This is a genomic window from Sphingobium sp. SA916, assembly GCF_002894065.1.
Classification (GTDB): domain Bacteria; phylum Pseudomonadota; class Alphaproteobacteria; order Sphingomonadales; family Sphingomonadaceae; genus Sphingobium; species Sphingobium fuliginis.
In genome coordinates, this window is record NZ_LXYF01000032.1 from 71,717 (window position 1) to 84,603 (window position 12,887).

At 63.9% G+C, this 12,887-nt stretch carries 9 protein-coding genes; 5 read left to right on the forward strand and 4 right to left on the reverse strand.

Features of this window, described 5'->3' with window-relative positions:
* Positions 1–48 precede the first annotated feature (48 nt).
* The 4 genes from A8G00_RS25600 to A8G00_RS09565 all read right to left on the reverse strand — a co-directional run bounded on the left by A8G00_RS25600 (position 49) and on the right by A8G00_RS09565 (position 2,937).
* Positions 49–231: a hypothetical protein gene (locus A8G00_RS25600; protein ID WP_253257951.1), complete on the reverse strand. Its 183-nt coding sequence runs from the start codon at positions 229–231 to the stop codon at positions 49–51.
* Entirely contained in the window at positions 210–1,109 is a 900-nt protein-coding gene (locus tag A8G00_RS09555) for an esterase family protein (protein ID WP_253257953.1), read from the reverse strand. The genes A8G00_RS25600 and A8G00_RS09555 overlap by 22 nt, the downstream gene beginning before the upstream one ends.
* Before the next feature lie 62 nt (positions 1,110–1,171).
* The gene (locus A8G00_RS09560; protein WP_103000502.1) at positions 1,172–2,191 is read right to left on the reverse strand and encodes a cupin-like domain-containing protein; all 1,020 of its coding nucleotides are present in this window, start codon (positions 2,189–2,191) and stop codon (positions 1,172–1,174) included.
* Positions 2,192–2,193: 2 nt separating this feature from the next.
* Positions 2,194–2,937: a SapC family protein gene (locus A8G00_RS09565; RefSeq protein ID WP_253257952.1), complete on the reverse strand. Its 744-nt coding sequence runs from the start codon at positions 2,935–2,937 to the stop codon at positions 2,194–2,196.
* A 234-nt stretch (positions 2,938–3,171) separates the two neighbouring features.
* Here A8G00_RS09565 and A8G00_RS09570 point away from each other — a divergent pair, with 234 nt between their 5' ends.
* The 5 genes from A8G00_RS09570 to A8G00_RS09590 form a co-directional block, all read left to right on the forward strand.
* Positions 3,172–6,060: a TonB-dependent receptor gene (locus tag A8G00_RS09570; protein WP_103000503.1), complete on the forward strand. Its 2,889-nt coding sequence runs from the start codon at positions 3,172–3,174 to the stop codon at positions 6,058–6,060.
* An 83-nt stretch (positions 6,061–6,143) separates the two neighbouring features.
* Positions 6,144–7,688 carry a tryptophan halogenase family protein gene (locus tag A8G00_RS09575; RefSeq protein WP_103000504.1) on the forward strand — a complete coding sequence of 515 codons (1,545 nt, stop codon included), beginning with the start codon at positions 6,144–6,146 and terminating at the stop codon, positions 7,686–7,688.
* A gap of 80 nt (positions 7,689–7,768) precedes the next feature.
* Positions 7,769–8,899 carry a glycoside hydrolase family 43 protein gene (locus A8G00_RS09580; protein WP_103000505.1) on the forward strand — a complete coding sequence of 377 codons (1,131 nt, stop codon included), beginning with the start codon at positions 7,769–7,771 and terminating at the stop codon, positions 8,897–8,899.
* Between the two features lie 100 nt (positions 8,900–8,999).
* The gene (locus tag A8G00_RS09585) at positions 9,000–11,624 is read left to right on the forward strand and encodes a glycoside hydrolase family 3 C-terminal domain-containing protein (RefSeq protein WP_103000506.1); all 2,625 of its coding nucleotides are present in this window, start codon (positions 9,000–9,002) and stop codon (positions 11,622–11,624) included.
* 40 nt (positions 11,625–11,664) lie between these two features.
* Positions 11,665–12,887, forward strand: a 1,223-nt coding sequence (locus A8G00_RS09590; protein ID WP_103000507.1) for an alpha-N-arabinofuranosidase, incomplete at its 3' end; no start/stop codon positions are given.

The window sequence follows — 12,887 nt, forward strand, 5'->3', positions numbered from 1 at the left end:
TTTCCTCCGGCGGCAACCGGATTTGTTATCGCTACCACCGAAAGGCGCCTATTTCGCCGTTCCGAAATCGAGATGGCTGGCGAAGAACGGGATCAGCTTGTCCTGAAAGCGCCATGCGACCCGGTTCGTATGATCGCCGTCGTAGATTTCGAAGCTGTTGGCGATGCCATAGCGGTCGAGTGCTTCGTGAAGCGCCCGTGCGTCGTCCTTCAGCCCGTCCTTGTCGCCCACATCGATGGCAATCGCCCTGTAGCGGCGCAGATTGCCGATATATTGGTCGACAAAGGCCAGGGGCGCATTGGCCGCCAGCGGGCGAGAACCTGCGGCTGCACCTGGCCGTCCTTGACCGGCAGGTCCAGATAGAGCGGCGGGTTCCCGGGATTGGGGGACGAGGCCGCGGCGGTCGCGAGCTGCGCCCTGAGGAGGAAAGGCAAGGCAGCCGAATCGGCAGGAGTCTTCACCGCCTCCAGCGCCTTCGACGCTGCCGCGTCCATCTGCCCGGCGCTGCGCGGGGACAGGCAACAGGGGCTCATCATGTAAAGGGCGCCGAACATGTCGGCATGCTTCATGCCGATGCGGCTGGTGCCGTAACCGCCCATGCTGTGCCCCGCCAGACCGCGACTTTCGCGGCGGGGGATGGTGCGGTAATGGGTGTCGATATAGTGGACCAGATCACGCGCTATGAAGGTTTCGAAGTCTCCCGTCGTCATCGATCCCGAATACATCGACCCATTATGGACAGTCTTCGAATCGGGCAACACCAGGATCATCTCCCGCGAGCCCTTCGCAAAGGCATTCTGCACAGTCGTCGGGACATGGATTTCCTTCGTCCATTGTTCCGCCCCGATGGAATAACCGTGCAGCGCATAGATGACGGGATAGCGCCGGCCCGGTTCGCGGCCATAGCTGGGCGGCAACAGGACCAGGACGTCGCGGTCGGCCGCCTCCCCCTCCAGATTGCCTTCGATGGACGGCGCATGCACCTTGATCCGCTCCACGGTCACGGCCTTCGCGCCTGCCACCGCCGGCGGTCCGCCCGTCGCCACCTGCGTCCCGCCGGGCGCGGCGCTCATCGCCAATGCCGATCCGACCATCGCGGCCATGATCATCTTCTTCACATCATCCCCTTTCCATCGCATGTCATTTGTCTTCAAGCTCCTGTCTTCCAGGCTCAGGCGCCCCGCAGCATCCGCATGACCAATGTCCGGATGCGGCCATAATTGCCCTTCGCCAGCGGCCCCAGGACGCCATGCCGCTCCTCCGGCAGATGCGCCAGCGGATGGCCGTTCGGCCGGAAGACGTAATGATCGAAATAGGCGCGCCACGCGGCGCGCTCACGCTCGGGCCGCTCGGCCAGGGCGATCATAGCCAGCAGCATCGCCGCATAGGGCGAATCGGGGCCCGCCGCGAACCCGTCCCACCAATAATTCACGAGGATGTTGACGTCGTCGAGCGCCTCTACCTGATGCCACCAGAGCTTGGGCAGATAGAGCGCGTCGCCCGGAGCGAGATCGACGACGAGGGCCCTTGCCCGCGCGGCCGCGAAACGGGGATAGGTCGCCGCTCCATCGGGTGCGCCCGCCGCCATGGAAACGGGCTGGCCGGACAGGGTATGGTCCACCGGCCCTACATAAAGATCCCCGATGGCGTCCGGCGGATAAAGGGTGAAGCGCCGCCGTCCCGCCACCACGCAGGCGAGATTGTCGTAACTGTCATAATGACAGGCGACCGTCGACCGGTTGCCGATCCAGAGGCGCGGATGAACGCCAGCGCCCACCAAATTGCAGGGATTCTCCTCCGCGAAACCGGGAAAATGGGAATCGGCGGGCAGCGATCCCAGATAGGCGGTTTCGCTCCCGCTTTCGGCATTGGCGGCGATCCGGCCCAGCGCATCGCCGATACTGGCCGTTTCCCGCGTGAAGTTGAAGCCGCCGGGGCCGTCGCCATAATGATAACGTCCGCCAAGCTCGGCGCCCGCGGTAAAATATTCGGCGCTCGAACCGGCGGCGAATCGGGCGACATAGTGCAGCGCCGCCGTCCCGCCCTGCCCGCCGGCCGCCACTGCCGGCCAGTCGTTGAACCGCCCGCGGATCACCGCGGGTCGGCACATGGCGGCGAATGCGCGCAGATCGTCAGCCGCCGTCATATCGGCCGCCGCGAACGCCTCGATCACGGGGCTGGCGTCGCCCATGTTCAGGCCGGCACCGCCAGCCGTTCATTGCGGCGGCGCGCCATCAACGCGATGTGCCGGAGCGAGCCGATCATGGCATAGGCGCTTTGCAGATGCCCCGCCCGGAACAGCTTGAGCACCGTCGCATCGTCCAGATCGCCAAGCATATCCAGACTGATCGTGTAAAGCCCGTCGAGTCGCAGCCGTTCCCCATCATCGAAGTTGAGAGAGATGTCGATCGGCTCGATCAGGCGATGGGCCAGCATCTCCGCGATGAAGGCGTCGGTATCCGCGGCCCCTGCCATCAGGCGGCCCAGGGCATTCTGCACGGCCTTCAGCGATGCCGTCGGCGCGCCCTGCGCATCGAACAGCGATTCGCCCTCCCGCCCGGCAAAACGGTCATGGGCGGGATCGAAGGCGATGCTCTCCCCCAGAGCGAAGAAGCCCTCGCGATCCGCCTCCAGCGGCCGGAAGGCCGGTCGGCCGTCGGGCGAATCGATCAGACATTCCCCTCTTTTGAAGCCCATCAGCGCCCCGGCATAGAAAGCGCCCGTCTCCGCATGTTTGGAAAACAACAGGGGACAGGCAGCGGCCGCAGCCGCAAATTCGCCGACCACGATGCGGACGAAGGGATCGCGTCCCTCGTTCGCGGGCCGCATCCGCAAGGTTGCGTGCAGTTCGCTGTTCAGCAGTTCCACCTCTTCCATATCCTCTCCCACCTTGTTGACGGCCGCTCGGCTTGCCGCTTCGGCCGGCTTTTTCCCCATGCGGAGGCTGCATCCTGGCGGATAATGATTACGCCTACAATTCCGCTTGATCGCGCGTTTAGATAGCGCTACCATTTTCAGCAGAAAAAAAGAAGACCTGGGTGAGGATGATCAAATCCGCTTAGAAAAGCGGAACAAATCACCCTGATCAAGAAAACATGATCGCCGCAGCAATAGTGCCGCGGCGTTCGGGCGAGATATTGTCTGAACAAGGGGAGGATCATGACGTATAGAATGACCAAGGCCGAACCAGCGCGCGGCCGTGCCGCGCTTGCGGCGACGGCAAGCCTGCTGGTCCTGGCCATCGCCGTTCCGGCCACGGCCCAGGACGCCGCGCCGGCCAGCGATGCCGACATCATCGTCACCGGTATTCGCGGCTCATTGCAGCGCAATCTCGACATCAAGCGCGATTCTTCCGGCGTCGTCGACGTCATTTCTGCGGAAGACATCGGCAAGTTCCCGGATTCGAACGTCGCGGCGTCGCTCCAGCGCCTGCCGGGCGTATCGATCAATCGCGCCGGTTCGCGTGGCGAGCCGGACGGCATCACCGTTCGCGGTTTCGCCGGAGACTTCAACGAAACGCTGATCGACGGTCGCAGGATTTCGACGGCGACCGGTGGACGATCGGTCGACTTCACCACCGTCGGATCGGACTTCGTGGGCCAGCTGGCAGTCCTCAAGACGCCCGACGTTTCCTTGTCGAGCAGTTCGATCGGCGCGACCGTCAATATCTCCTACCCCAAGCCCTTCGATCACCCCGGCACCCGCGTCGCGATGAGCGCAGCCGGATCGGTCCAGGACGATGCCGGCAAGATCGTGCCGACGATCGGCGGCCTGTTCAGCACCACCTTTGCCGACGACACAATGGGCATCCTTGTCGACGCGGTCTATACCCGTCGCGATACCCAGGTGAACCGCGTCTATGTTTCGGGTTGGCAGGGCGGCCGGTTCGCGCCGTGCCAGCTTGCAGGCAGCACCGCCGCAAGCTGTTCCCCGACGTCGAATCCTGAATCCGCCGCCTGGGCGACCCCGACCAACCGGCAGAATGTCGTCGGCTGGTATCAGCAGCAATATGGCGCCGACCAGCGCTATACCAAGGATGAACGCATCGACGGCCGCATCGCCTTCCAGTGGCAGCCTTCGGACGACGTGCTGCTGACCATCGACGACAATTATTCGCGCCAGAAGATCGTGACCGACATTTCCGGTTTCGGCATGTGGTTCAACCAGGGCGACCTGCGCAATGTGGAGCAGGACGAGAACGGCACGACGATCAATTTCATCCAGGCGGGCACGCCGACCGACTTCACGGCCGGCCGCGACAGCCGTCTGCTGGAAACCAATCAGGTCGGCGTCAACCTGAAATGGGATGCGACCGACAATCTGAAGTTCGAAGCGGACGCCTCCTACGCCAAGAGCCGGCAGAACCCCGGAAACCGGATCGGCAGCGAGAATGGCGACATCGGCTATGGCGGCCTGCTCGGCACGGCGCTGGGCGTCCGCGTGACCGGCGACAGCAAGAACAGCTTCCCCGAACTGACGACCTATGGCCCGGCCGGCGATCAGTCGCGCTGGAGCGATCCCACCATCATCGGTTCGCACGTCACCGTGCGGTCGGTCCAGAAGAACTCCGATGAGATCAAGCAATTCCGTCTCGGCGGCACCTGGGAGGACGACAGCTTCCGCGTGAAGTTCGGCGGCCGCTATATGGAGGACCGCTTCCGGCTGGAGAACCGCAACAACTTCGCCAATAATTTCTGGCAGGCCTATGCGGGCTACGGCACACCTTCGGGCCGGAATACGGGCGTGCCGATCCCGACCAGCCTTTATGGCCGTCCGATCAGCCTGAACAACTGGATTCCGGGCTTCTCCGGCAATCTGCCGCCGGAACTGCTGGCCTATGACCCGCGCGCCTATCAGGAGTATCTGGAAGGGCTGGGCAATCCGCAGACGACGAACATCCCGGGCTTCAACTATGCCGATCCCACGGTCGGGCCGAATTTCACGGGAGCCTTCGACCTCGCGCTCGATCCCGGCAGCGTCCAGGACATCAGGGAACGAACCTGGTCCGCCTATGTCAGCGTGAATTTCGAACATGAGATTGCGGGGATGCCCTTCCGCTTCAATGCGGGGGTTCGCGAGGAGATCACCAACCTGACGTCCAGCGGCGTCGGTCGCCTGCCCATTGCCCTTACGGGCAGCGCCGCCGACCCGACGCTCCTCAACGTCACCTTCTCCGAAAGTCAGCCGATCTCGACGAAGAGCAGCTATTCCTATCTGCTTCCCAGTCTGGATATGAAGCTGGAGGTCACGAACAATTTCCACCTCCGCTTCGACGCATCGCGGACATTGACCCGTCCTTCGCTCAACACCCTGACGCCCGTTCTGAACGTCGGTGTGGGCCAGCGCGTCGGCGCGCTGACCGCGACCGGGGGCAATCCAAGATTGCAGCCTTTCCTCGCGGACAATTTCGACTTCGCGGCGGAATGGTATTATCAGCGCAACTCCTATGCGGCGGTGAACTTCTTCATCAAGGACGTGTCGAACTTCATCGTTGCCGGCACGCAGCGCCAGACCATCAACGGCGTGGTCGATCCGACGACGGGCCAGCCGGCCGTCTTCACCGTGTCGCAGCGGGTCAACGGCCCGTCCGCCACGATCAAGGGCGTGGAACTGGCATGGCAGCATGTCTTCGGCGACAGCGGCTTCGGCTTCAATGCCAACGCCACCTTCGTCGATACGAACAAGCCCTATGACAGGACCGACCTGTCGCAGAGCGGTTTCGCGGTGACCGGCCTTGCCAACAGCGCGAACTTCGTCGGCTTCTACGACAAGAACGGCTTCCAGATCCGTGCTGCCGTCAACTGGCGCGACAAATATCTGCAGGCCTTCGGCCAGGCGCAGAACAATTCGGCCTTCGGCGCCGAACCGACCTTCGTGAACGAGGCGTTGCAGGTCGACCTCAGCACCAGCTTCGACATCACGAAGCAACTGACCATCTTCGGCGAGGCGCTGAACCTCACCAACGAAACGGTCAGCACCCATGGCCGGTTCAGCAACCAGTTGCTTGACGTCTATGCCTATGGCCGGCGGTACACCGCAGGCGTTCGTTACCGCTTCTAACCTGTCTCGCCCTGGGGGGATGTCGGTTGACATCCCCTCCCTTTTTGGCGTTCCTTCCCGCTTTCCCTATCAAGGCTGTCGCCATGGTTCATCCCGTCCGCAACATCGTGATCGTCGGCGGCGGGACCGCCGGATGGCTGACCGCCGGCGTGATCGCCGCCCGCCATCGCAGCCGCATCGGCAACGGCTTCACCGTGACGCTGGTCGAATCCCCCAACACGCCGATCATCGGCGTGGGCGAAGGGACATGGCCGACGCTGCGCACCACCCTGTCGCGCATGGGCATTTCCGAAACCGACCTGTTCCGCGAATGCGACGCCGCCTTCAAGCAAGGGGCGCGCTTCGCCCGCTGGACGACGGGAACGCCTGACGACGGCTATTACCACCCCCTGATGCTGCCCCAGAATTTCGGGCAGGTGAACCTTGCCCCCCATTGGCTGGCGGGCGAGGGGGATGAAAGTTTCTGCGACAGCGTCTGTTCGCAGGGCCGCATCTGCGACGACGGCCTGGCGCCCAAGACCATCGCGACCGCCGAATATGACGCGCTGGCCAACTATGCCTATCATCTGGACGCGGGCAAGTTCGCGCCCTTCCTGCAACGCCATTGCACCGAAAAGCTGGGCGTGCGTCATGTCCTGGCCGATGTGGAGCAGGTGCTGATGAAGGAGGATGGAGACATCCGCGCCATCCGCACCACCCAGGCCGGCGAGATCGAGGGCGACCTGTTCGTCGACTGCACCGGATTCAAGGCGCTGCTGATCGAAGGCGCGATGAAGGTGCCGTTCAGGGACTGCAACGACGTGCTGTTCTGCGACACCGCGCTCGCCATGCAGGTGCCCTATGAGCGGCCCGACAGCCCGATGGCGTCGCACACCATCTCCACCGCGCAGAGCGCGGGCTGGATCTGGGACATAGGCCTGCCGACCCGGCGCGGCATCGGCCATGTCTATTCCAGCAACCATATTTCCGACGAAGAGGCGGAACGGGAACTGCGCGCCTATATCGGTCCGCTGGCCGAAGGGCTGGGCGCGCGGAAAATCGCAATCCGTTCGGGCCATCGCGAAACCTTCTGGAAGGGCAATTGCGTCGCCGTGGGCCTGGCCGCGGGCTTCCTCGAACCGCTGGAGGCGTCGGCCATCGTCCTCATCGAACTGTCGGCCAAGATCATCGCCGAGCAGATGCCCGCCTGCCGCGAGGTGATGGACATCATCGCTTCGCGCTTCAACGCCACGACCCATTATCGCTGGGGGCGGATCATCGATTTCCTGAAGCTGCATTATGTGCTGACGAAGCGCACCGACAGCAATTTCTGGCGCGACAATGTCCGGGAGGAGACCATTCCCGATCGTCTGAAGGAACTGATGCTGCTCTGGCGTTACCAATCGCCCTGGTTCCTCGACGAGTTCGACCGGGTGGAGGAGGTCTTCCCGGCGGCGAGCTACCAATATGTGCTCTACGGCATGGGATTCCGGACAGAGGTCGACCGGCCCGCCCTGGCGCGCGACGCCCATCTGGCGGACCGCGCCCGGCGGGAAAATACCGCCATGACGGCGAAGCTGCGCGCCGGCCTGCCGCGCCATCGCGATCTGATCGACAAGATCGTGGCCCATGGACTGCAACCGGTCTGACGGCCATATAATTTGTCGTACAAGATTGCCTTCGCAAAATGGTAGCGCTATCGTTGCGGGAATAACCAGAGAGGATCAGCATGCCCATGAAGTTGCGCGCATTGGAAGCCCTGCCGCTCGCCGCCCTGTTGCTCGCCGCCGGATGCCAGCAGTCGCAGCCGGCGAACGAAGCCCAGCCGAAGGCCGAAGCGAAGCGCGACGCATCCGAATATCTGTCGCAGCCGCTGGTCACGGACATCTACACCGCCGACCCGTCCGCCCATGTGTGGAACGGGAAGATCTACGTCTATCCCAGCCACGACATCGACGGGCCGACGCCGGAGGACGATCTGGGCAGCCATTTCGAGATGCGGGACTATCGCATCCTGTCGATGGACAGGATCGGCGGCCCCGTGACGGTCGGCCCGGTGGCGCTGGATGTGAAGGACGTGCCCTGGGCCGACAAGCAGATGTGGGCGCCGGACGCTGCGTACAGGAACGGCACCTATTATCTCTACTTCCCGGCCAAGGACAAGGCGGGCGCCTTTCGCATCGGCGTCGCCACGTCGAAGGACCCGATGGGTCCGTTCAAGGCGCAGCCGCAGCCGATCAAGGGCAGCTATTCGATCGATCCCGCCGTCTTCACCGATGATGACGGATCGAGCTATATGTATTTCGGCGGCATCTGGGGCGGACAGCTTCAGCGCAATGTCGACGGCAAATATGATCCCAATGGGTCGAAGACCGATCTGGGACAGGACGACAAGCCCGCGCTGGCGCCGCGCGTCGCGAAGCTGACCGGCGACATGCTGGAATTCAGCGAAGCGCCCCGCGCGATCCAGATCCTGGACGACAAGGGCAAGCCGCTGCTGGGCGGCGACCATGACCGCCGTTTCTTCGAGGCATCGTGGATGCACAAATATAAGGGCAAATATTATTTCAGCTATTCGACCGGGGATACCCATTATCTGGTCTATGCCATCGGCGATTCACCCTATGGTCCCTTCACCTACAAGGGCCGCATCCTGGAGCCTGTGGAAGGATGGACGACCCATCATTCCATCGTCGAATGGAACGGGAAATGGTGGTTGTTCTATGCCGACAGCCAGTTGTCGGGCCAGACCCGCCTGCGCAACGTGAAGGTGACCGAACTGCATTATAATCCCGACGGCACGATCCGGACCATCAATCCCTTCGTCGCCAAGGGGACGAAGGACGGCGCGGCCCATTGAGCGCGCCGGGCGCGGGGGAAGTGCCATCCCCCGCGCCCCACCGACCGGACGAGACATATCGAGCGACGCTGAAAACAGCGCGCTTCTTGGGGAGATAATCATGAAGACCGCTTTCGCCTTGCGCGCGGCCGGCGCGATATTGTGCCTCGCGACCCCGGCAACTGTCCATGCGCAGGCCACGGACATATGGGCGGAGGCCGACGGCAAGGCGCGGGAGATCGTCGACAGGCTGACGCTGGACGAGAAGGTCGGACAGCTTCTGAATGTCGCGCCCGCGATCCCGCGCCTCGGCATCCCGGCCTATAACTGGTGGACCGAATCCCTTCATGGCGCGATCGGGGCGGTGCCCACGACCAATTTTCCCGAACCCATCGGCCTTGCCGCCACATTCGACGCGCCGTTGATCAGGCAGGTCGCCGCCACCATCGGCACGGAGGTCCGGGCGCTGCATAGGCTGGGACGGCAGACCGGGCATCTCGGCCGGATCGGCACGGGCCTCGACACATGGTCGCCCAACATCAACATCTTCCGCGATCCGCGCTGGGGCCGGGGGCAGGAAACCTATGGCGAAGACCCCTATCTGACGGCGCGGATCGGCGTCGCCTTCGTCCAGGGCATGCAGGGGGACAATCCGGACCTGCCTCTGGTCGTCGCCACGCCCAAGCATTTCGCGGTCCATAGCGGCCCCGAACCCAGCCGCCACACCGACAATATCTTCGCCACGCCGCCCGATCTGGAGGACACCTACCTCCCCGCCTTCCGCGCCGCCATTGTCGAGGGCAAGGCCGGGTCGATCATGTGCGCCTATAACCGCGTCGACGGGCAACCGGCCTGCGGCAGTCATATGCTGTTGCAGGACTATCTACGCGGCGCATGGGGCTTCAAGGGCTATGTCGTGTCCGACTGCGACGCCGTAGTCGACATTTACGAGCATCACAAATATGCGCCCGATGCCGCCACCGGCGTTGCCGTCGCGCTGCGCTACGGGGTCGACAGCGAATGCAACAATGCGACGCTGGGCGGACGCACCGACCTTGGCGATCGATACAAGGAATCGCTGGCGCGGGGCCATATCGGCATGGGCGACATCGACACCGCCCTTGTCCGGCTCTTTTCCGCGCGATACCGCAATGGCGACCTGCCGGGCCTGTCTTCCCGCAAGCCCAACGCGATCCCGCCAAGCGCGATCGGTACGCCGGATCATCAGGCGCTGGCGCTGAGTACTGCGGAAAAGAGCCTCGTGCTGCTCAAGAATGACGGCGTCCTGCCGCTGAAGCCCGGGACGAGGATCGCGCTGGCTGGGCCTTTGGCGGATGCGACCCGCGTGCTGCGCGGCAATTATTCCTCGGCCAAGAGCGCTCCACCCATTTCGGTTGCGGAGGGCCTGAAACAGGTCATGGGCGCGGACAGCGTGACGGTGATCCCCTTCAGCCCGTCGATCACAGACGGCGACCTCGTCCCCGGCACCGCGCTGTTGACGCCGGACGGCAAGCCGGGAATCAAGGCCGAATATTTCAACGCCACGGGCAAGGACCAGTTTGCAACCCGGCCGGTGCTGACGCGGACCGAAACCAGCATCGTATCGCGGGCGGCCGAGTTCAAACAGGTGTCGGACCAGCATCGGGTGCGCTGGAGCGGCTATCTGGTCGCACCGGAAACCGGCCTCTATCGGCTGGCGCTGACCGGAGTGAAGGGCGAGGTCTCGCTGAACGGCAAGCCCGTCGTCTCCGCCAGCGAATATTCGCGCTGGGCGGAACCGCTGAAGCTGGTCGAGGTGCACATGACCAGGGGCGAGCGCTACGCCATCCGCCTGCAGGGCGAAAGCGGCGTCGCCGCCAGCCCGGCGATCTTCTGGAAGCGGGTTACCGACGATCTCGACCGTGATCTGACAGCGGGCGCGAAGGATGCCGATGTCGTCGTCGCCGTGGTCGGCCTGACCTCCGACCTGGAGGGCGAGGAGATGCCCGTCAAGGTGGAGGGTTTCGACGGCGGCGACAAGACGACGCTGGACCTGCCCGCCGACCAGCGCGCCTTCCTGGAAAAGGCCAGGGCGCTGGGCAAGCCGCTGGTCGTCGTCGCCATGAATGGCAGCGCCATCGACCTGTCCTGGGCGAAGGAGAATGCGGCCGCCATCGTCGAAGCCTGGTATCCGGGCCAATCCGGCGGGCTGGCGGTCGGCAATGTCCTTTCGGGCAAGGCCGATCCGGGCGGCCGACTGCCCGTCACCTTCTACAGGAGCGTCACTGACCTGCCGCCCTTTACCGACTATGGGATGGAGGGGCGCACCTATCGCTATTTCAGGGGCAAGCCCGTCTATCCCTTCGGCCACGGCCTCAGCTACACCAGCTTCCGCTACGCCCCGCTGACGGTCGAGCCGGTGAACGGTTCGGTCGAGAATGGCCTGAAGGTGCGCACCGCCATCACGAACACGGGTGCAAGGGCGGGCGACGATGTCGCGCAGCTCTATATCACGCCGCCACGGTTCGAGGGCGCGCCTCGCCTTGCCCTGCGCGGCTTCCAGCGGGTGACGCTGAAGCCCGGCGAGACCCGGAAGGTGGAATTCACCTTGAGCCCCCGCGACCTCAGCTTCGTCACCATGACGGGCGGGCGCGGGCTGATACCGGGCGATTATGGCCTGAGCGTCGGCAGCGGCCAGCCGGACGACGGCGTGCAGGTCCAGCAGGCCCGCTACAGCATCGCCCGGATGATCCCGCTGCCCAAATAGGTTTCGCCCATTCCGCCGCCATTTTCCGAAAAGGACGACCATGATCAAGACCCTGCGCCGCACGACCGCCGCCTTGCTTCTCTGCGCCAGCGCATTGGCGGCGACGACCGCCAGCGCCGACACCGCCGGCAAGCCGACCACCGCCACCATCCATGCCGACCGGCCCGGCCCGGTCTATGACCGCCGCATCTTCACGCAATTCGCCGAACATCTGGGCCATGGCATCTATGGCGGCCTGTGGGTCGGCAATGATCGGTCGATCCCCAACACCAATGGTTTCCGCAACGATGTGGTGGCGGCGCTGCGCAACCTCTCCGTCCCGGTGATCCGCTGGCCGGGCGGCTGCTTCGCGGACGAATATCACTGGCGGGAGGGCGTCGGCCCGAAGGGCAAGCGCCCGATCAAGGTCAACACCAATTGGGGCGGCGTGACCGAACCCAATAGCGTCGGCACGCATGAATATTTCGAACTGCTGCGGCAGGTCGGCGCGGAAGCCTATATTTCCGGCAATGTCGGCAACGGCACGCCGCAGGAAATGGCGGAATGGGTCGAATATATCACCGCGCCCGCCGGCAGCCTGGCCGATGAGCGCGCGAAGAACGGGCACAAGGAACCCTGGGCGCTGCCCGCCTTCGGCATCGGCAATGAGCTGTGGGGCTGCGGCGGCAATATGCGCGCCGAATATGCCGCCGACGTGACGAAGCGCTATTCGACCTTCCTGAAGGTTCCGGCGGGCAAGACGCTGGTGCGGATCGCGTCGGGCGCGAACGGCGGCGACTATAACTGGACCGAAGTGATGATGCGCGACGCGGCCAAGCAACTGGATGCGCTGTCGCTCCATTATTACACCCTGCCCCAGGGCGGCTGGCCGCCCAAGGCCGATCCGGTCAATTTCGACGAGACCGCATGGGCCGACACGCTGGCCGCCACATGGAAGATGGACGAGCTGATCACCGGCCATAGCAAGGTGATGGACAAATATGATCCGCAGAAGCGGATATTCCTGGCTGTGGACGAATGGGGCACATGGTATGCGCCCGACCCCGGCACCAATCCCGGCTTCCTGCGGCAGCAGAACACGCTGCGCGATGCGCTGGTCGCCTCCGTCAATCTCGACATCTTCGCCAAACATGCCGACCGGGTGCGCATGACCGCCATCGCGCAGATGGTGAATGTGTTGCAGGCGATGATCCTGACCGAAGGCAGGAAGATGGTGCTCACCCCCACCTATCATGTCTTCGAAATGTACAAGCCCTGGCAGGA